Raw genomic sequence first — 19,699 nt, 5'->3', positions numbered from 1 at the left:
GGTTTGGGCTCATTCATATCCTTATTACACTATTGTACCCGTCACCTCAACGTTTACATATCCATACAATATGCCAGCCTTTTGGCTTCCAGAGGCATTTGGAGCGCAATAAGTTGATCGCAGATCGCCCGGATAACTTCGTGATTATCCACTCCTTGAGCTTGACAGTCACGGATAAAGCCATAGAGCCCTGCTTGCTCTGCGCTAGCAATATAGGAAATTAACTGTTCTACTTTCCGTTCTGGAATTTCCTTCATATGCCACGGGTGAGGAACCGGTCTCTTAAGGCCATCCACAGCTAGGCCACGCGTTGAGACCCCCAAACCATCGGAAGTTGTCATAATCAGTTCGTTCCATCGCGCTCTCCGAACCTCTTGGATGTAGGCATATCCGTCAGGGAGAGGCCGAAATCCGAATCTCTGCATGGCCAAGTCTCGCACTTCATTCTTCTGCCGTTGCCACTTCTTCCTGTCAAAATACTCGCTATCATTCTCGGTTTCTTCTTGCTCTTTCACATAGGCCAAGTAGTGTTTCTCCGATTCAAAATCGTTCAGCAGCAGCCCTTCATGATCAGAGAAATGAAGGGTGAAAAAGTCTCTGATATTGTAGGCGACTATCTTCGCGCAATCCCCAAAATCCATCGGATCAACACGAATAATAGGCGCTAAACTTAAATCAGTGATTGAACCGAAATCCGTCAGGAAGGAAAAATGAATGCCATCCATACCTGTACCCGCGAACATGATCGCGTCAGCTGGAGAGCTTCTGTACCCGCCGTTGTCATTGAGATTGAATTGCAGAAAGTATCCTGTCGGTGTCTCCAAGTAAGGAACTCTCTGACTGATATCCTTCTCCCATTCCATGATTTCTTTCAACAAGGGCGGTATTTCGTAGGAATGTATCATTGTGCTTCTTCTCCTTCAACAGTCTTATTTCGTTAAATACGTTTCTGTTCATTTGGTTTATCAATCAAAATAGTACATTTTCTTGAGTGCGATTACTAGGCATAATTTGAAAGGGCTGCCCTCCATCATTTTGACGGTAGGAGCAGCCCTTATCATTGTTCAATTCTATTACCTAACTTAGGGTTACAGCTGAACCGGCGAATCAGGATAGCTGTTATTAAGGGCGTACGATCGTGCCGTCCGCCTTCCTGTCAATCGGATACGGGCGATGATAGATCCGTGTCTTCATCTCCGGATTCACGAGCTTCGCAGCCTTCTCCTCGTCGATGTCTATGCCCAGCCCCGGCCGTTCATTTGCATAGAGATGTCCGTCCTTTAGAACCGCATGGCCCGGGAATGCTTCTAACTCTTCAGCCCGGAATGTATTCTCTTCCTGAATGCCGAAGTTCCAGATGGCCATATCCAGATGCATGGCTGCAGCCTGGTTGACCGGATCATTGTCCCCCCCTTCCTGCCATGCTGTTCGGACGCCGTATGCTTCCGCGAAGGCGGCGATTTTTCGGCAGGCAGATATCCCACCTCCCTTGGACACGCGGACGCGGATATAATCGATCAGTCGCTCTTGAATGAGCGGCATCCATTCATGAGGGCTTGTGAACAGCTCCCCCATCGCTTGAGGCGTTGTGCTCTGCTGTCGAATCGATCGGAACCATGCGATCTGCTCAGGCGGCAGTACATCTTCAAGGAAGAACAAGCGATAAGGTTCCAGCCGCTTGGACAGAATCACAGCGCCCTGCGGGCTGAGGTGCTCGTGTACGTCATGCGTGAATTTGGCAGCTGCGCCGAACCGTGCGCGGAGCTCCTCGAACATGTTCGGAATTGTTTCCAAATAAGCCTCTTCGTCAAACACAGCCTTCGCCGGCCAAGCATTTGCAGGACGCTTTGCCTGTTCTGCAGGGATGAATCCGCCACCGCCATAATTGCCCAGCTGGCACCGAATGACCGGATAGCCTTCTTCCATGTAGCGTGCGATATCCTCTGACAACTCATTGATATCCCTTCCGCTTGCATGGGCATAGCAGGGTACTGCCGCGCGGCATGGGCCGCCGAGCAGCCGATACACGGGCATGCCGGCTTCCTTTCCTTTAATGTCCCAGAGCGCCATATCGATCGCGCCTATTGCCGTCATCAAAGCGGAACCGTTTCGCCAGTATCCGCTTTGGTACATGGATTGCCAGATGTCTTCGATGGCTCCGGCATCCCGTCCGATCAGCGTCGGAGCAAGCAGCTCCTCAATAACGGCAGAGACTGCGCTTGGATTGAAATAATCGTTTGCCGATCCAATCCCATAGAGACCATCCTGATCCGTCTCCACCTTCACGATTGTCCAGCTTGCATCTTGGCGCGTGCGTATAAGTCTAATCCTCTTAATTTTGGACATGGACTGAACCGAACCTCCCTGTTAACCTTTCTATGAAAGAAAGGCCGCTACCTAGAGCGGCCCTAATTGAATTGATCGTAAACTACTTGATCATATGAACCGGGTAGTAAGAAGGGATCGGCTTCGTGTAGTTCTCCCGTGCGTACTTGATTTGGTTAGGGGTCCATTGCGAGTAGAACAAGCAGGTGTCATGATCATCGCTGACCGCGAGCACCTCAGGAACCGTCGCCCAGTTGGTCAACGGGTAGCTCGTCGCGCGGGAATGGTAGTTATGCATCGTCCGACGACCATGTGTACAATCCACGCTACCACCCTTGCGCGTATGATAGGTCGTAATATTGTACAGCACTGCGGTACCTGCCTTACCCCGAATCGGGATTTCCCGGTAAGCTTCCCCTTGCTTCTCCTTCGCCTCATCGAGTGAACTATACATGTGGCTGTTCGGTACCAAGCAGAAAGCAGGGCAGCATTCGTGTACGTCTGACAAGTAATAGATGACACAAGTATAGGTGCTTATATAGGGATTCTCCGGATCATAGATTTTCCCGCCGATCGTACCATAGTAGCTGATATCGCGATGGAAATTCATTTCACTGGTACTCGCCCGTTCAACGGAAACATCCCGGAAATCAAATTGGGCAAACCGAGCCTCGCCGAGAAGCACTTCCTGAATGAACGGAAAAATCTTGGGATGGCGAATGAATTTATCCATCTCTACCGGATATTTCGCGAGGAAACTGCCTGTACCGACGGCGCCCTCGATCGGATTATGCCATTGATCCGGAGATTCTTTCAATGATGTTTCTACGAGCCCGTTCAGATAATCCAACTCCTCCTGCGACAATGCGTTCGGAATGACGGCGAAACCATTCTCCTTGTAATGCGCCAGGATCTCCTCTTTCGTTGTTTGGACAGCGTTCGTACTCATAGGATCAGCCTCTCTTTCACCTTACGGGTTTGGTTAACCTTTAACGGAGCCAAGCATGATGCCTTTGACGAAATACTTCTGCAAGAAAGGGTAAACAACGAGAATCGGCACGATCGCGAATATGATTGTTGCCGCCTTTATATTCTCAGGCTGGACGACCAAGTGGCTCGAATCATTTAATGTATTCGTGTTCTGCGTCCCCATATTCAGCATGTTAAAGTCAATAATGATCGAGCGCAGCACCATCTGGAGCGGCCACTTGCTGTTATCGCTGATGAAGAATAGCCCGGAGAAGAAATCATTCCAATGACCGACAGCGTAGAACAAACCGACCGTCGCGATCACGGGCTTGGACAGCGGCAGGATAATACTCCAAAGCACGCGCATATCCGAAGCCCCATCAATCTTGGCGGACTCCTCCAGACTCTCCGGGATGCTCCAGAAGAAGTTTCGCATCAGGATCAGGTTAAAGGGAGCCACCAACTGCGGGATAATCAACACCCAAATGCTATCCAGGAGACCGATATTTTTGAGCAAAATATACATCGGGATAAGCCCTGCGCCAAACAGCATCGGGATGATCACGAGCCATAACAAGAAACGATGGCCTGGGATATGCGTCTTCGATAAGCCATATGCACCGGTTGCCGTGAAAACCAAATTTAGAAAGGTGCCTACAACGGTAACGAATACCGTTATCCCAAACGCTTTCAACAGGACCTGCGTATTGAAAATATATTTGTAGGATTCCAGCGTGAACGATTTGGGCCAAAGCATCATCGGATTCTTGTAAATCTCATGCGCTTCACTGAACGAAATCGCCCAAACATTGATCATTGGCAGCAAGGTAATTAAACCGGCTCCGATGAGGATGAGGTAGATCAGGCTTTGGGCCCACCATGGATTCGCGTCCAGACTCCGCGACTTGGAAACCTTCAGCTGTGAGGCGGGCTGCGCTACCGCGGCTGTTTGCTCTACCATAACGATTTCTCCCCCATCCTGCGAATAATCGAATTCGCTGTGATGATGAGGATCATCCCAATGACGCCTTTGAACAAACCTACGGCAGTTGACAGCTCAAACTGCGATTGCAAAATCCCCAAGCGGTATACGTACGTATCAATGATATCTCCGACATCATATAGGGCAGGATTCAGAAACATGAAGATCTGGTCGAAGCCGGCATCGAGTATGCCTGCGAGCTGCAAGCAGAACAGCAGTGCAATAATCGGCCTGATGCCCGGCAGCGTAATATGCCAGATTTGCCTCATCTTCCCGGCTCCGTCTATCTTTGCCGCTTCATACAGCTGCGAGTCGATACCTGCCAAGGCAGCCAAATAGATAATTGCGCCCCAGCCGAATTCCTTCAAGATCGCCGTTATGACAACCAATGTACGGAACACGTCCGGGTTGGTGGTGAAATTGAATTTATCCATTCCGAGGTTGACCAGCACCAAATTAATAATGCCGCTCGGGCCGATAAAGTTGTAGATGATTCCTGCGAATACGACCCACGAAAGAAAGTGGGGAAAGTACGTAATGGTCTGGATGAACCGTTTGAACAGCATATGCCTCACTTCATTCAGCATGAGGGCAAACAGAATCGGCACCGGGAAACCGAATGCCAGCCGATACATGCTGATGATGACCGTGTTTTTGAGCAGCGTTGGAAATTTTTCCGAGGTGAACATCGATTCGAAATGTTTAAAGCCGACCCATGGGCTGTCCATGATGCCCGCTATGATTTTGTAGTCCTTAAATGCGATTGTAATGCCGTAGAAAGGCGCATACGTAAAAATAGCAAAATAAACAATGGTCGGCAGAATCAGTAGATAGATAAATCGCGACTTCCAAATCCGTGTGCCCAGCGCGCTCACCTGATCTCTCCTTTCACCTTGGTCGTGCCGGCAAAACAACGGAATAGGGCAAACAAACTCCCTATTCCGCGGGCCGACTCTATTAATCTACATAGTTCGGTTCGGACTTATCCTTCTGCAGCTCATTGATTTCGTCGATAATTTTCTGACCGCCAGCGTCCAGATACTTCTGGTAGGCTGCCTTATAGGCTTCTTTCGTCAGTTTCATGTCGGTTAGGATACTTCCGTCAACCTTCGCCATGTAATCCTCCCAAATCTGCGGCCCGATCTCCGCCCCAGTCGGAGAAGTCACCGTCGGATCCTTATAGTCGTTATAAGGGGTTGCGGCATATTTCTCAAACATGTCCTTGTAGTATTGGAATTTACCTTGGATTCCTGCGCCGGTAAAGTTCAGCTCCTGCGCTTCCCAATCCAGCTTCTCGCTCATAGGATCAATGAACTTAAGCGGTTCGATCTGGGAGCCCTTGAAATCAGCTTCCCGGCTCTCATCAGGAATCGGCACCTTCTTCCCTTCCGGATTGACGGTATACGTCTTTCCTTCTATGCCGTATCTTCTTAAATCGGTTCCCTCCGTTAACGACCAGTTAAGGAACTTGAAGAATTGATCCGCTTTATCTTTAAACTTCACATTTACGTAGAAGCCTCGGTCCTGAGGAAATACAACGCGCGTTCCGCCCTTCTCGCCGTTTAAGCCAGTTAGCGGTGATAAGATCTTAATGTCTGCGGTAGGCACATTCTTCTTCAATTCAGGGTAGAGAGATTGAAGATTTCCGCCAAGAATGACGGCCGCGCGGCCGGCTTTGAATTTCGTCTCTCCGAAGGAAGCATCCGGATTGACGCCAGCTTCTTCATCGAATAAGCCTTTCTTCTTCATATCCTGCAGCCAAAACTTATAATTCAAATGCTCCTCTTGCATTTCAGCAGGAATAATCTTGTTCGGATCGTCTTTGGAAGGCGCCCAGCCCGAGCCGGAACCGAACGACGTAGCCAAATCCTTCCCTGCCCAGAAAGGAACCGTGTTTCCCATAGTCAGCGGCACGATGCCTTTGCCGCCGGTTTTGATTTTTTCAAGCGCTGCTTGAAGCTCTGCAATGGACGTCGGTTCAGGGATGCCAAGCTCCTCGAAAACATCGGCACGATAATTGATAAAGAAAGGTACAACCGGATAAATCAAGTTTGGTATGAAATAGATATCGCCTTTATCATCCGCCATCTTATCCCAAATCCCGGCCGGAACAGCGTCCTTGATCGCCGGATATTGATCCAGATAATCATTGATCTTAAGGAAAGCACCTTGATCCTGCAGATCCTTCCAGAACGGATCTACTGGGCCCCAACCCCAGATGACGTCAGGCATATTGCCGCCTGCTGCCGTTGTCTTAATAGTGGCATCATAGTCAACGACGGGAATAATGCGGACATCGATATTGACATTGCCTTGTTTAAACAATTCCTTCTCGTATGCACCGCCTTTGGTATACGTGGCCGGTCCCCATGTCGGCCTTGAATAACTGAATTTAAGAGGCTCCGAATCGCTGCTGCTTTTTCCATTGTTCTCTTCCGTTTGTCCCTCATTGGTGCTGCCTTCTGCTGAGGAGCCTGAATTGTTGTTTTTACTGCAAGCGGCGAATAGACCGAGCAACAAGACGACTACGATAGATAACAATCCGGCTTTCATCAATTGTTTCTTATACGTTTTCTGTTGTTCCATGTTCATCCTCCTTAGATATGTTCAACAAACTCTCGAACTGAGCAATAGTAAAGCAGCTCGCCCCCTTACTAATCATCCATTTATGAAATATTCCAGATATGGAACCTTTCAACATGCCGAAGAATGCGCTTACAATAGAGCTTGGACGAAATCGTGCAAATCATCTATCGAGGATGTAATTACTCAACTCTCTCCATACTTGGTATTAACTTGTATTGTTATTGTATCAACTCATCATGCACTCGGTATGAATAATAGCATTGCAGGAAAAAGTTGTAAACGGACGTATTTCTTCATATTGATCCATTTTCACGAATAAAAGGTATGTTTAGTTGAATTTACATAAACATACTCCATTTTACTAAGACGATCGCCTTTATTCGTCAAAAATTTTAGATAATCTTTACAATTTACATACCAACCTATAAGATGGTATATAACAAGCGGATTTGGACAGCAAAATTGGACATGGAGTTGCAAAAAATGAGAAAAACCTCGCTGCAGTTATCTCTCTACGAGCAAATCAAACATCACATCATTTCTGAGATCGAGCTTGAGCATTTATTGCCTCATGACAAGCTTCCATCCGAAAACGAATTAACTCAGCAATTTTCTGTAAGCCGAATTACAGTCAAGAAGGCAATGTCCGATCTGGTTAAGATGGGTATCGTGTATCGCATACAAGGGAAAGGCACCTATGTAGCCGTCCCCGACAAAGGAATAACGGCTGCCGAGTTGCCGATCGGGCCGAAATCCGCGCCGGCGGTTGCTCTATTACTACCTTTCATCAATAACCAGCACAACGCTCTTCTCATCAACGGTGTCGAAAGCGTCCTCTCGGAAGCCGGCTATTCGCTGCTCATTTGCAATACGGAGAACTCCATCCAGAAGGAAGAACGTGTCATCAGGGAGATGGTCGAGCGTAAAGTAGCGGGCATGATCATCTACCCTGTCGATGGCGAGTCGTACAATCGCCAAATCCTTCATCTTACTCTGGGCTCGTTCCCCCTTGTCGTAATGGATCGTTATTTGCGCGGAATCGACACGAACTGCGTATGTCCGGATAACTTGCGAGGCGCTCAGGAAGGCGTCAATTACTTGATTTCGCTTGGTCATCGTAATATCGGGTTTTTATCCACCGCCATTAGTGGCACCACTAGTATTGAAGACCGTTTAACCGGTTATGAAAAAGCGCTTGCGGAGCATCAAATTCCAATCGATCGCCGTTACCGATACGTCGATATCGAGCTCGGCGATCCGAAGCCCATAAAGGAGAAAATCAGAGATTTTCTTACAAAGCACTCCGAGTTGACGGCGATCTTCGCCATTAATCCCGGAATTGGACTGCAAGTCATAAAAGTAGCTTCGGAAATGGGTATTCGCGTGCCGGAGGACCTGTCCCTTATTTTCTTCGGTGATTTCGAGCTCTCGGAATTCTATAGTGTAAGGCCGACATTCATCAGTCAGGAGGACATCATACTTGGCAAGGAAGCGGCTAATTTGCTCATTTCGGTCATAGAAAATCCGGAACAAGACACGAAGAAGCTATTCTTCCCGCCGAAATTAATCATCCGGGAATCAACCGCAAAGCCGGGCAGCCGCAGCTGACCCAAAACCAGATGGATGAAAGCTACCGATAAAAATAAGAACAGGCCACCGATCGCTCGGTGGCCTGTTCTACGTTTTGCTATTGTGCCAGTCAGCTTAAGTTGCAAGTATATTGCAAAGCTCAAATGCTATTGGCCAATCCCACAAAACGCATAAACTAAAATCGCAATAAAAGCGGTCAAAAAGCACATTAAAACAATGAAACTTCTTCTCATTGTTTTAACTAATCTTCTTATCTCTTCATTCCCATCCATTTTATCCTTGGTCATATTAATCACTGAAATATAGAATAATGGCAGCATGATAAAGAATCCAATCGCTGGAGATATGCCGACTAGCCCATCCGGTTCTATGTAGCCATGATGCGCAAGAAATGTAGTCATTCCAAATCCAATTGATGATAGACTTCCAATAAAAACGCTTAATGCGAATAATTTATTGAACTTAATAAGTAGAATTGCAAAAAGGATCAATAAACCTCCGCACCCAAAAGTAAAATACAGATCTTCTTGATAGGAGAACGAACTAAAAAGAATGTTCAATGAAAAATGAGATACCAAAAACAACCAGCCCTCCACATATCCATCTGTAATAAATAAGCACCTTAGGACTTGGTTTTCTACCGTCACCTTGTTTTTCGAACGAATCCTTCATTCCTTCCCACATCTCAAAGCTTCCTATCTTCCAAAGATGGCCAGGAAATAAGAAGAAATACAAACCGATAATAATCAGTATTGAAGCAATGTATGTATTCAACTAATTATCTCTCCCCCAGCTCACTTACTCTATCGAATACCTTTAATTTTGTATAATACTCGCGCAACACATACATAAAGTAACGAACCAATCGGACCTGCAATTATGAGTTCAAAATCTCTGAAAACAAAAATAACAATGATGAACATTACATTCCAGAGGAGCCAAACTAACATTTGCAGCCAAACGATTATTTTTTGAAATGCACTTTTAAAAGTACCCGTTAAGCCAAAAATCTTATACATGAAATTTATAGATGAGATCATCTCTATCTCCCAATTATTATTCTTGATTCAATAACTCAATAAGTTTACTTGAATTTATTTCTTTTAAATAGATGTAAATACCACCAAGAATTTATAAAGTAACTAACAAAAAACAGCCGATCTTTTTTGATCGGCTGCTTCCTAATGCTTTTGTTGCTCAGACCCCTTTTACAAGAGGCTCGATTGATACTCGTCTCTTCTCACGAGCAGAAGCAAGACATGCCTCGATGACTTGGATCGTTCGCACGCCATCCCAAGGGCTGACTGCCTCTGGCTCTCCATGAAGCACCGCCCGCGCGAAACGGTTCAGGAGCAATAACTGCTGGTTGCCACGCTCGAATGGCTCCGTCCGGCTCTCGCCGAGCACAGTAACCTGAATGTCGGGACTCAGATCAGCGCGAAGCGAAAATGCCGACGGCAGCCGGATCGTACCGTGTGTCCCCCGGATTTCTAAAGTATTAGAGAAGTCCGCCCATAGTCCGCACTGGAACGTAAATGCCACATTACGCGGAAATTCGACCAAACCGGAGGCCATCATATCAACGCCACCATGTTCCGCCGAGAATAAAGCTTGAACTGTTGTGGCCACAGGTTCCATGTCTAGCAAATAGCGAGCTGCGCTGAGCAAATAACAGCCGATGTCGTACATACCGCCGCCACCCATTTCCTGATGGAATCGGATATCGCCCTCCATTTTGGAGCGGTTCGACGTAAAGACACCATGAATGGCTCTAACCGTACCAATCTCGCCAGAACGGATAATTTCTCTAATTCGATCATAGCGCGGGTGGTAGCGGTACATGCTGTTCTCCTGGAAGTGAACGCCGAATTGCTCGCAAGCCTCAACCATCTGTACCGCTTCGTGCTTATTGACTGACATCGGTTTCTCGACTAGCACGTGTTTGCCTGCTCGAGCGGCATGAATCGTCCATTCTTGGTGCATATGATTAGGCAGTGGAATATAGACCGCATCGATGTTTGGATCAGCAAGCAACTCCACGTAGCTGCCGTAAGCGACTTGTATGCCATAAGTGTCTGCAAACTCTCGGGCTCTTGTTTCATCACGACTTGCGACGGCGATTATCTCATGTATGTCCGAACCTCGGACAGATGGAATAAACGCTTTTGTCGCAATTTGGGCACACCCCATAATCCCCCAGCGCAGCTTCCTCATCAACGCTCCTCCTTCAGGATCAACCTGCTATTTCACCTATTAGCTCAATACAATTTAATGATAACGTCATGTGTCTGTATTGTCTCCGCATCACTTGTCATGCTTTATTATAAAATCCACGATCGGCTTGGGATCCGGAAGTCCGTGCGGGTGGTGTTCGCCCCCATCTTTGCTAATCACGGTGATTAAGTCGCTCTTATCGTGTTTTTCGTAAAAGTCAGCCAGGAGTTTCCCGTTTTCCTCATATGGGACGATGCTGTCGCTGTCGCCGTATACCAGCACCACCGGAATGTTGTTCTCAGCAAGCGTGCCCATCTTGTCCATGGGATGGCCGCGGAAGCTCAGCATCTCCGACGCGGTCAGCCCAAGAGCGTCCAGAACTTCCTTTATTATCTCCTCGCTCCTAGTGGGTTTGTTGTAGCCGAGCGGGGCGCTCATCAGATTCATAGCAGGCGCGTCGAGATAAAGAACCGACACGTAGTCAGGGTACAGATGGGCGAAATTCACCGAAGTCACGCCGCCTGCGCTCATCCATATTGTCACGAACCGGCGGGACAGGCCGTATTCTTCAGCCAAGAAATCCACAAAATCCCGGCGCATGTGCTGATCATCATCGGTCCCCCACCGATTGCTGTTTTTTATGTATGAGAGGTGGTATCCGTGCTCGAGAAGCGAAATCGCGGTGTTGGGGAATGCACCGAAATACTCCATGTACATGACCATTTTGCCACCATCGGTCTTGTCTGAACCCTGTTTAGGCTGTATTAGGATACACTCGCGGCCTTTAAATGTGAAATCCAGCCGGGTCAGGCCTTCCCATTTGGATGTTTGAACCTCTGTAGCCATATGACCGTCCTTTCTGTCGTACCGAGTTGTATTACCAATTTCTTCATAAAGATTGTGATTCCTGCATCTTTCGGGTATCTGTTCCTCATTACTTAATCCAATTCAGGTCCCAAATCAATCGATTCTATGAGTCCATTCCAATTGACCTGCATCTTAACGATTGAGTCCTGGGACGCTAATGAACCATTACTCTCTGAATAACCTAAATTATAAATTCCATCTTTTGAATCTGCTGCGGACAAAGTTCCAGCTCCATCGCCTCCGCCTACTGAATCAAATGTATAACTTAACTCTCCTGCAGGCAGTGGTTTCTCTCCAATATACTTTAATAACATTCTCGATGTATGGTTGTCATTGTCTTTGAGCTTATACACGTAATAAAATACGGCCCAGTTATCGGTATGACCTTTGTACTTGTAAACAAACTCTACATTTCGTGTGTCATTGAGATCAGAAATGTCTTGTTCCTCGATTCCCGAGTAATTGTTTTTTCCTACACAACCGCTAAGTAGAATGACACATATGATGAAGATACCCCATATTCGTTTCAATCCGCCACTCCCTCTCACTGGCTTTCCTAATCTATACGAGCAATTACCAAATTTTGTTGCGTAAAACTCCCGCCCATTACTACCGTTACTCCTCCTATAACAAAAAAATGCCGCGATTTACGCGGCATAAACTTAAATATCTTCTTCTATTGTCTATTATAAGCTGAAATCTTCAGCGCTCTGATACAGATCTCCTGGACCAAAACCTTGATTGACAACCGGGTTGCCAAATTCATCAATCCCATACACGGACGCTAATGCCGGCAAAGATCCATCATTCGTTGATAAATCGAATAACAGCTGTACTTCATAAGCAACGTTACCTGCAATGTTAAACATGATTACTTCATAACCGCCAGTTGGCGTGATAAACCCAGTGAGATACGCCACGTAAAAGGTGTCAGAATCAATAGATGCGACGATTCGCACGATTGTTAGTAAAGAAAGCTCGTTTGTATTGTGGACATTCAAAACAACATTAGAAGCCGCTGTGCCAGTATCTCTCGTATTCGTTACTATACCAGTTGAGTACATGTTTACAATCTCCTTTTTGTAAGACATGCCTCATCCTATGAGAAAATGATAGATTTGGTGACTCAAGTCAGCAAGTATCACCAATAGCTGCATAACGAAGGATGATCTGGCGCAATTCTTCTTTGCTTTGCAGGCCAACCAAGGTTTCCACCTGATAACCATCCTTGAAAAGCATTAATGTTGGTGCGCTTATTACGCCATATTCATTTGAGATTTCTTGTTCTTCTTGGATATTCACTTTAACAACGGAAGCTTTGTATCTCAGTTCTTGAGCTAACTCTTCTATAATAGGAAGCTGTTCTCGACAGGAATCGCATGCAGGCTCATAAAAGTCAACGAGCGTAATTCCATAATCGATTTGTCCGCGAAAATTTTCCTTGGTCATGGATATGACTTCCATCATAAACCCTCCTCATGGATATCCGAATGTGATTTGCTCTTTCTCGGATCAAGCACCTTCATTCTATGAAATTCAGCTTGATTGATCAATCTCAATATTTCTATAGAAATGATAGATGAAATAAATCAAATAAATGATTGTTTATATCTATCGTTTTTATAGAAACAATGGAATTGATCTATGAATCTTCGAGATCTACAATGTGATTATGCAAGACATCATCTAATTCGGGAGGTTAAACATTATGCCAAACACCATTGCAAATATTGTTATACCAGATAGTCAATTGGCGACTCAGGCAGCGGAATTACTGCGTGATCATGGAGACGATTTACTGTGGAACCATTCCAATCGCGTGTTCCTCTTTGGCGCTCTGCAAGGACAACAGGCTGGCCTCAACTTCGATGCTGAACTGCTGTACATTAGTGCATTGTTCCACGATTTAGGTTTAACCAAGACGTTTAGCAGCCCCGACAAGCGCTTCGAGGTTGATGGAGCGAACGCAGCCCGTGATTTTCTACGGTCGCATGGCGTACCGCAGGAATCCATTCGGCTTGTCTGGGACGCGATCGCGCTTCACACGACGATTGGGGTTGCTCAGTACAAGGAGCCAGAGGTGGCACTCATCTATTCCGGTGTTGGGTATGACGTTATGGGCGAGAACTTCGAATCACTTACGGCTGAGGTTCGGGAACAGGTCATTGCCGCATTCCCTCGTAACAACTTCAAACAAAAGATTCTGCATGCGTTTCTGGAAGGATTCAAGCATAAACCGGAAACGACATTCGGCAACATTAAGAGTGATGTCTGTGAACTTCTGTTGCCAGGATACAAGCGCCCTAGTTTCTGCGACTGTGTCCTTCATAATCACTGGAACGAATAGATTATTTACAATCGAGCCGCTCTTTGCGGCTCTTTTTGTTGTGTACTCCCTATCTATATTTCTCCTTAGAGTGGCTGGATATTCGCCACAGTCTAAGGCGATACACCAACGTATAACTAACATCTCACAGGACATAATGATACAAAAAGTTACAGGAAAAGGCTGGATTTGACATGGTTGCAATCCCTAAAATGTGGGAGGAATTTAGGGAGTCCTCTGATTTTGTTTATCTACGCCAATCGAATCATGTCGATCAATATTTGATCTGCTTTCTCAAGTCCATTACCGATACAAATGTATTAAATGAACAAATTCTTGAATTTATTAGCACGAACCCAGGCCTTCTCTTCGATGAATTATTCGAAGAGCTGCCGATTGCGGAGAAAGAGCTCTCCTCCGACTCGGATGATATACGAGACAAATTACTTCTTGGATACATAGCCATTCAACAAGCTTCAAGTGCTCAAACCATCCTGCTTAATGCGTCTTTATCGAAAGGACGTACGGTATCGAAACCCGAAATCGAATTCAATGTCGAGGGTTCTAAAGAGGCTCTTGTCGAATCCCTGGATATCAATCTGAACTTAATTCGCAAGCGGTTGCCCGTTGCAACGTTACGAATCAAAGAACTTCATGTCGGGGATCTCTCCAAGTCGAGAGTGGTCATTTGTTACATGGAAGACATCACGAATGAACAATATGTACAAACCTGTCTGCAGCGGATTGGGGACATAGAGTTCGATACGGTTACGGATATCACCATCATTCAGCAAATTATCGAAGACAATTCAAACTCGATCTTTCCGCAGATGCTTGGGACAGAGCGTACGGATCGAATTGTTTGGGGTCTGACTTTGGGCCAGGTATGCATATTAGTTGACGGGTCACCGAATGCGATTTTAGGTCCCGTTACGTTTGAGCATTTCTTCACTTCGTATGAAGATTATTTTCTGCCCTGGATGATAGGGTCCATTATTCGCATGATCCGAATTACATCCGTCATGTTCTCCATCTTAGCCTCAGCCGTGTATGTCGCTGTCCTGACTTATCATGGTCATGGCATATCGAATGCATTTCTCCCTACGATAATTGCTTCCCGAATTAATGTTCCCTTCCCTCCCGTTGTTGAGGTTCTCATTATGGAGTTGGCCATTGAGCTTCTGAGAGAAGCAGGAGCGAGATTACCGTCCAAGATCGGGCAAACCATAGGCATTGTTGGAGGCATCGTACTCGGAACCGCAGCCGTTCAGGCTTCGCTGACAAGCAACTTCTTGTTGATCATTGTCGCTTTGTCTGCGATGGCTTCTTTTACAACGCCTGTATTCCGAATGAGCAATACGATCAGGATTCTTCGTTTTCCGTTTATACTCTTTGCTCAATTGTGGGGATTGCTCGGTATTTTCATATGCAGCGTCATCGTTGTCACGCATCTTCTGCGTCTTACTTCTCTTGGAATGCCGTATCTGGTTCCGTTTTACCCATTACGATTGAAGGGTTTAACGGCGGATACGATTATCCGTCCACCCTACTCCAAGCTTCATCAACGACCAGCGTTCTACAGGACTAAGGAATCGGTCAGGTTTGATAAGCGAAAGGCTAACGTAAAGAAAGACATTGACGAGGAATGACGGTATTGGGGCAGGGAGGGTATTCATCTTGACTTCACATATTCAGGAACGCAATACCGTCTCTCCATTTCTTACTTTCGTTATCATTCACGCCATGCTATTCGGTATCGACTTCCTGCTCCTTACCGTTAAACCGATCCAATTGGCCGGCCAAGATACCTGGACTGCCGTCTTGCTCTGCTCTGCAGGCATCCATATTGTCGTTGTTATGATGTACAGCATCCTTAACCGCCATCAGACGGATCTAATGAACATTCACATCCTTCTGTTCGGTCAATGGATTGGCATGATGCTTAATATCCTATTTGCCGTTTATTTTCTGTTCGTAAGCGTCTATCAATTACGGTTATTTATTGAGGTCATCCAAGTATGGGTGTTTCCTGAATTGCAAACATGGTCACTGGCGCTCGTGCTGCTCCTCATCGCTTACTACATTATTTCATGCGGATTTCGTGTTATCGTCGGCATTTGCTTGTTCAGTCTGATTAACACCATTCTGTTTATAACGCTATTTTTTATGATTCCTTATTTTCATTTCAACAACTTGTTGCCTGCTATGAGTCATTCCCCACATGAGATTGTCGGAGCAACGAAGGAATTGACCACTTCCTATATGGGAATCGAAATCCTCCTATTCTGTTACCCGTTTATCAAGACGCCGGAAAAGTCGCAAAAGTGGGCACATTGGGGAGTTTTATCCATGACGCTTATCTACGTTGTCGAAGTCGTCTTCGCGGTAATCACCTTCAAACCGGAGCAGTTGTCGAATGAATTATGGCCGGGATTGACGAAATACAAATTCATCCAATTTCCTTTTGTCGAACGATTTGAATTTATCGGATCTTCAGCCACAGTACTGCGACTGTTCCCCGTCATTTGTTTATGTATATGGGTCGCGAGCCGCATCATGAAGGTAACGTTTTCCGTTAGACAAATTAAGGCTCTTCCGTATTTGTTAGGTTTAGTGTTTATCGCAACCTGCCTGATTCCGAACCGTATCGGAGTTGATGTCGTTCAATCCTGGATCAAGCTGTCGGGGATTAGCGTTATATTTGGTTACATCCCCTTGCTCTTTCTATTCGATCTCCTCAGAAGTAAGGTGAAGAAAACGAAGTGAAACGGACCTTATGCGTGGTGTTGATGCTCTGCCTGCTCATGACAGCTTGCGTGAAACAACAAATTCTGGACAGAATCAATCTGTTTATTGTCGCCTCCTTCGACGAAATCTCGAAAGATCAACTTGAAGTCTCTTTAGCTGTTCCTCGGTTTCAAGCGGGAAAGCCCGAGGTCGTGTCAGATGAAATATACTCAAAGATAGGCCGCACAAGCACCGTAATTCGCGAATCCATGGGGATGCAGATGGACAAACCATTGCAACCGGGGAAACTTTCCGTTGTGTTATTTGGCCGCGACAAAGCTTCGAGCGGAGTAGTAAAGGAGCTCGATGTCCTGTTGCGCAACGCTTTTTTTTCGCGCAGGATGTACTTGGCCGTGGTGGATGGGAAAGCTAAAGACCTATTGAGTGAAGATTTCAGCAAAAAAGATGAGAAAGGGATGTTCCTCTACCATCTTCTCGATGCCAATACCAGGAAAGGCACTCTTCCCAGTCAAAACCTGCATGAATTCGAATATGCCCTTGTAGGAAAAGGATTGGACCCCTTCTTGCCGATTCTACAATTTCAAACGGATCGCATCGTTGTTTCCGGCACCGCATTATTCAGAAAAGACAAGTACGTCGCAGCTCTGGACGTCAATCAATCCAGGCTTATGAAGCTGATGTTGCAAGATATGAAGCAAGGTCTCTATGAAGTAAAACTGGACAACGGAACGTTCCTGGCTGTTGAGAATGTCGGTTCCACTGTGAAGTATCAGATGAAGAATGAAGGGATCCGGATTAGCCTGTCCATGAATTGCAAAATAAGAGAAGCCGAGGGTTATCCTACTTCAGATGATCATCTCCGTTATCTGAAGAAACGATTCAAACAACAGCTCGTTCAAGAAGAGACCGAACTCATAAAAACATTTCAAAAAAATGCAATCGACCCTCTTGGCTTGGGCGACTTCGCAAGAAGCCGAAATCGACACTGGAATGAAGAAGACTGGATGCGCCAGTATCCGAAGATGCACGTGGATGTAGATGTTCAAGTCAATATCATGGAAAGCGGAATCACACTGTAAGAGGAGCAGAATAAAAAAAGGAGTTGCTGCAAGCAACTCCCGAGGTTCATCTTCCATCCATATTGAGCAAAATGTCGCTTAATTGTTCTGGTGTGGAGTAGAACGGCGAATGATCGGTATCTAACGTGAATACTTCCTTGCATGGTAATGCTGCTTGCATCTGCCTCTGCCACTCGATTGGGATCGCTTGATCTCGAAGACCTTCAATGTAGTAACGAGGAACCTGACCATAATTTTGCTGCGTTAGACGGAGCGGTGTCACGAATGGTCTCAATGCTTGCACCTGTAACCGAGATACTGCCAGGGTTACATCCTCGTGAGCGCAATTATTGTAAAACGTCTCCTGCGCTGTTTCTTCTGGAACGGTAATGGTGCGACCATCTTCGGAAACTCGCATGTTTGGATTTGGTGGAATGACAGTCATTCTTTGACCATCCTGTAATAGAAATGCAGTCACATAGATAAGCGATTTCACTCGGTTCGAGCGGTGCTCTGCGGCTTGTGATACAACAATCCCGCCCATACTGTGCCCAACTAGGATAACCTCCTGATCGAGTTCATCAATAGCAGCTACCACCCGGTTAACATATACGTCTAGCGTTACATCTGAGATTGGAGTTTGGTCATCTCCATGACCAGGCAAATCGATCGCTATGACTCGATGACCCGCGCTTTCTAATAAAGGAACGACTTTCTCCCAGCACCAAGCCCCATGCCAAGCGCCATGAATGAGCAGATAAGTTGACAATTAAATCACCAGCCTTATGATGCAAGTTTGTTTTGAACTTCCGATTGCTTCGTCAGGATGCCACTTGATACAAAATAGATTATTGCACCGACAAAACAGAGAGCCGCGAAGATGGCGACGCCGACAAAGCCGTTAAAAGTCGCATAGATCAAGCCTGCAATCCAAGATCCGATTGTTGTCGCGCCATACATGATTGAATTGCCCAAGCTTGAGATCGTGCCGCGGATAGTCGGATTTAACGAAGTCAGAAGTCCCATGATTAATGGAAATGCGATTCCCATGTTCAAGAATACGAAGAAGTATACACCATCGAAAGCAGCAACCGAGGGCAAGAAAGGCAAGGCGATAAAACATGCGGTGGCGAGTAGAAATCCCCCAACCAGTGTGTTGAACCGATTGAACTTCTGAACCGCATAAGCGCCGCCAAAACTCCCCACAAGATTGCCGATACCTAGAAAGAACATGACGTACCCCACCTGTTCAACCGAGAGATCAAAGCGATCCGTCATCCATTTGCCAATGAAAGCGAAGGCAGCCATGAATCCGCAATTAAACAAGAAGTGTCCCAGGAAAGCTCTTCTCGCGATTCTACTGGTGAGCAGTGGGATATATCTTGAGAAAATCGGCATTCTGGATTTTTGATCTTGGCTTGGTTTCATCGAAGGCAATGCTTTGTAGATAAACAAGGAAACCACCAAGGAACATGCGCCGATGACATAGAATGGATACGACCAATGGGTTGAAGCGAGCAGGCCTCCGATTGGGATTCCGAATGCTTGGGCAGCGGCTAAGCCCGCCATTACGATACCGAACACTTTGGCGTTCTTGGACGCTGGAAACAGTACCGGAATGGATGCCCACACTTGCGGCGATGTGAATGCTGCGCTAATTCCAGCCAAGAGACGGAATAAGAACATCGACCAGAAACCTGTGGCTAGTCCACACAGAATGGTGGAGATTGAGAAAGCAATCATCCCGAAGAACATAACCTTTTTGCGATCCCACCCATCAGAGAGCGGTCCGGCAATCAGTGCAAATATGGCATAACCTAGAGCATACGCTCCCACCATCCAACCGGAATATTGGGTCGGGATATCAAACAATTCCTGAAGGGTAGGAATTAACGGCGAAATCAAGAACGTATCCGTCCCGATAAAAAACATGATTGTGAATAATAAAGCTGTTAACTTCCCCATTATGGCTCACCCTTTACTTTATTCAGTAGTTCAATAGATATTGAACTACTGAATAAAAAAATTTTCTCT

The 19,699-nt window shown here is 46.1% G+C and carries 20 protein-coding genes; 5 read left to right on the top strand and 15 right to left on the bottom strand.

What is annotated here, in order from left to right; translation table 11 throughout:
• Window positions 1-53: 53 nt before the first annotated feature.
• The 6 genes from AC0YNX_RS05610 to AC0YNX_RS05585 form a co-directional block, all read right to left on the bottom strand.
• Window positions 54-878 carry a hypothetical protein gene (locus AC0YNX_RS05610; protein ID WP_475814643.1) on the bottom strand — a complete coding sequence of 275 codons (825 nt, stop codon included), beginning with the start codon at window positions 876-878 and terminating at the stop codon, window positions 54-56.
• Between the two features lie 244 nt (window positions 879-1,122).
• A complete protein-coding gene (locus tag AC0YNX_RS05605; RefSeq protein ID WP_475814642.1) occupies window positions 1,123-2,346 on the bottom strand; it encodes an enolase C-terminal domain-like protein in 1,224 nt (407 codons plus the stop codon).
• A gap of 82 nt (window positions 2,347-2,428) precedes the next feature.
• On the bottom strand, window positions 2,429-3,274 hold the full coding sequence (locus AC0YNX_RS05600) for a phytanoyl-CoA dioxygenase family protein (RefSeq protein ID WP_475814641.1): 846 nt from the start codon (window positions 3,272-3,274) through the stop codon (window positions 2,429-2,431).
• Between the two features lie 33 nt (window positions 3,275-3,307).
• Window positions 3,308-4,255: a carbohydrate ABC transporter permease gene (locus AC0YNX_RS05595; protein WP_475814640.1), complete on the bottom strand. Its 948-nt coding sequence runs from the start codon at window positions 4,253-4,255 to the stop codon at window positions 3,308-3,310.
• On the bottom strand, window positions 4,249-5,151 hold the full coding sequence (locus AC0YNX_RS05590) for an ABC transporter permease (protein WP_475814639.1): 903 nt from the start codon (window positions 5,149-5,151) through the stop codon (window positions 4,249-4,251). The genes AC0YNX_RS05595 and AC0YNX_RS05590 overlap by 7 nt, the downstream gene beginning before the upstream one ends.
• A gap of 82 nt (window positions 5,152-5,233) precedes the next feature.
• The gene (locus tag AC0YNX_RS05585) at window positions 5,234-6,862 is read right to left on the bottom strand and encodes an extracellular solute-binding protein (protein WP_475814638.1); all 1,629 of its coding nucleotides are present in this window, start codon (window positions 6,860-6,862) and stop codon (window positions 5,234-5,236) included.
• A gap of 483 nt (window positions 6,863-7,345) precedes the next feature.
• Here AC0YNX_RS05585 and AC0YNX_RS05580 point away from each other — a divergent pair, with 483 nt between their 5' ends.
• Window positions 7,346-8,470 (top strand): GntR family transcriptional regulator, encoded by a 1,125-nt coding sequence (locus tag AC0YNX_RS05580; protein WP_475814637.1) that lies wholly within the window; start codon window positions 7,346-7,348, stop codon window positions 8,468-8,470.
• 128 nt (window positions 8,471-8,598) lie between these two features.
• On the opposite strand, the gene AC0YNX_RS05575 is transcribed toward AC0YNX_RS05580, so the two are convergent.
• From AC0YNX_RS05575 to AC0YNX_RS05545, 7 genes are all read right to left on the bottom strand, one after another.
• Complete coding sequence (locus AC0YNX_RS05575; protein WP_475815210.1) at window positions 8,599-9,099, bottom strand: hypothetical protein; 501 nt, start codon at window positions 9,097-9,099, stop codon at window positions 8,599-8,601.
• Window positions 8,996-9,226: a DUF6199 family natural product biosynthesis protein gene (locus tag AC0YNX_RS05570; protein WP_475814636.1), complete on the bottom strand. Its 231-nt coding sequence runs from the start codon at window positions 9,224-9,226 to the stop codon at window positions 8,996-8,998. The genes AC0YNX_RS05575 and AC0YNX_RS05570 overlap by 104 nt, the downstream gene beginning before the upstream one ends.
• Window positions 9,227-9,649: 423 nt before the next feature.
• On the bottom strand, window positions 9,650-10,666 hold the full coding sequence (locus AC0YNX_RS05565; protein WP_475814635.1) for a Gfo/Idh/MocA family protein: 1,017 nt from the start codon (window positions 10,664-10,666) through the stop codon (window positions 9,650-9,652).
• A gap of 90 nt (window positions 10,667-10,756) precedes the next feature.
• On the bottom strand, window positions 10,757-11,512 hold the full coding sequence (locus AC0YNX_RS05560; protein ID WP_475814634.1) for an alpha/beta hydrolase family protein: 756 nt from the start codon (window positions 11,510-11,512) through the stop codon (window positions 10,757-10,759).
• 92 nt (window positions 11,513-11,604) lie between these two features.
• Window positions 11,605-12,063: a hypothetical protein gene (locus AC0YNX_RS05555; protein ID WP_475814633.1), complete on the bottom strand. Its 459-nt coding sequence runs from the start codon at window positions 12,061-12,063 to the stop codon at window positions 11,605-11,607.
• Between the two features lie 156 nt (window positions 12,064-12,219).
• Complete coding sequence (locus AC0YNX_RS05550) at window positions 12,220-12,597, bottom strand: hypothetical protein (RefSeq protein ID WP_475814632.1); 378 nt, start codon at window positions 12,595-12,597, stop codon at window positions 12,220-12,222.
• 67 nt (window positions 12,598-12,664) lie between these two features.
• Window positions 12,665-13,000, bottom strand: a complete 336-nt coding sequence (locus AC0YNX_RS05545; RefSeq protein ID WP_475814631.1) for a thioredoxin family protein — start codon at window positions 12,998-13,000, stop codon at window positions 12,665-12,667.
• A 241-nt stretch (window positions 13,001-13,241) separates the two neighbouring features.
• Between AC0YNX_RS05545 and AC0YNX_RS05540 the strand changes: the two genes are divergently transcribed.
• The 4 genes from AC0YNX_RS05540 to AC0YNX_RS05525 all read left to right on the top strand — a co-directional run bounded on the left by AC0YNX_RS05540 (window position 13,242) and on the right by AC0YNX_RS05525 (window position 17,686).
• Window positions 13,242-13,880, top strand: coding sequence for an HD domain-containing protein (locus AC0YNX_RS05540; protein ID WP_475814630.1), 639 nt, complete (start codon window positions 13,242-13,244; stop codon window positions 13,878-13,880).
• A 191-nt stretch (window positions 13,881-14,071) separates the two neighbouring features.
• Window positions 14,072-15,508, top strand: coding sequence for a spore germination protein (locus tag AC0YNX_RS05535; protein ID WP_475814629.1), 1,437 nt, complete (start codon window positions 14,072-14,074; stop codon window positions 15,506-15,508).
• A 28-nt stretch (window positions 15,509-15,536) separates the two neighbouring features.
• On the top strand, window positions 15,537-16,625 hold the full coding sequence (locus AC0YNX_RS05530; protein WP_475814628.1) for a GerAB/ArcD/ProY family transporter: 1,089 nt from the start codon (window positions 15,537-15,539) through the stop codon (window positions 16,623-16,625).
• Window positions 16,622-17,686 (top strand): Ger(x)C family spore germination protein, encoded by a 1,065-nt coding sequence (locus AC0YNX_RS05525; protein WP_475814627.1) that lies wholly within the window; start codon window positions 16,622-16,624, stop codon window positions 17,684-17,686. Before AC0YNX_RS05530 ends, AC0YNX_RS05525 begins: the two co-directional genes overlap by 4 nt.
• 46 nt (window positions 17,687-17,732) lie before the next feature.
• Here AC0YNX_RS05525 and AC0YNX_RS05520 read toward each other — a convergent pair whose 3' ends face one another.
• Together AC0YNX_RS05520 and AC0YNX_RS05515 are read right to left on the bottom strand one after the other, a co-directional pair.
• Window positions 17,733-18,434: an alpha/beta fold hydrolase gene (locus tag AC0YNX_RS05520; protein ID WP_475814626.1), complete on the bottom strand. Its 702-nt coding sequence runs from the start codon at window positions 18,432-18,434 to the stop codon at window positions 17,733-17,735.
• A 14-nt stretch (window positions 18,435-18,448) separates the two neighbouring features.
• Window positions 18,449-19,630 carry an MFS transporter gene (locus AC0YNX_RS05515; protein WP_475814625.1) on the bottom strand — a complete coding sequence of 394 codons (1,182 nt, stop codon included), beginning with the start codon at window positions 19,628-19,630 and terminating at the stop codon, window positions 18,449-18,451.
• Window positions 19,631-19,699: the final 69 nt, after the last annotated feature.

This window comes from Paenibacillus sp. J31R98 (assembly GCF_056269245.1).
The sequence above is the reverse complement of the archived record's forward strand: the minus strand, read 5'-3'. Positions and strand labels throughout refer to the sequence as shown.

Excerpts from the sequence above, each read along its gene's own strand:
- AC0YNX_RS05550 (WP_475814632.1), bottom strand. The coding sequence starts at position 12,597 with ATGTACTCAACTGGTATAGTAACGAATACGAGAGATACTGGCACAGCG.
- AC0YNX_RS05580 (WP_475814637.1), top strand. The coding sequence starts at position 7,346 with ATGAGAAAAACCTCGCTGCAGTTATCTCTCTACGAGCAAATCAAACAT.
- AC0YNX_RS05565 (WP_475814635.1), bottom strand. The coding sequence starts at position 10,666 with ATGAGGAAGCTGCGCTGGGGGATTATGGGGTGTGCCCAAATTGCGACA.
- AC0YNX_RS05515 (WP_475814625.1), bottom strand. The coding sequence starts at position 19,630 with ATGGGGAAGTTAACAGCTTTATTATTCACAATCATGTTTTTTATCGGG.
- AC0YNX_RS05545 (WP_475814631.1), bottom strand. The coding sequence starts at position 13,000 with ATGATGGAAGTCATATCCATGACCAAGGAAAATTTTCGCGGACAAATC.
- AC0YNX_RS05585 (WP_475814638.1), bottom strand. The coding sequence starts at position 6,862 with ATGGAACAACAGAAAACGTATAAGAAACAATTGATGAAAGCCGGATTG.
- AC0YNX_RS05595 (WP_475814640.1), bottom strand. The coding sequence starts at position 4,255 with ATGGTAGAGCAAACAGCCGCGGTAGCGCAGCCCGCCTCACAGCTGAAG.
- AC0YNX_RS05560 (WP_475814634.1), bottom strand. The coding sequence starts at position 11,512 with ATGGCTACAGAGGTTCAAACATCCAAATGGGAAGGCCTGACCCGGCTG.
- AC0YNX_RS05605 (WP_475814642.1), bottom strand. The coding sequence starts at position 2,346 with ATGTCCAAAATTAAGAGGATTAGACTTATACGCACGCGCCAAGATGCA.
- AC0YNX_RS05540 (WP_475814630.1), top strand. The coding sequence starts at position 13,242 with ATGCCAAACACCATTGCAAATATTGTTATACCAGATAGTCAATTGGCG.
- AC0YNX_RS05535 (WP_475814629.1), top strand. The coding sequence starts at position 14,072 with ATGTGGGAGGAATTTAGGGAGTCCTCTGATTTTGTTTATCTACGCCAA.
- AC0YNX_RS05600 (WP_475814641.1), bottom strand. The coding sequence starts at position 3,274 with ATGAGTACGAACGCTGTCCAAACAACGAAAGAGGAGATCCTGGCGCAT.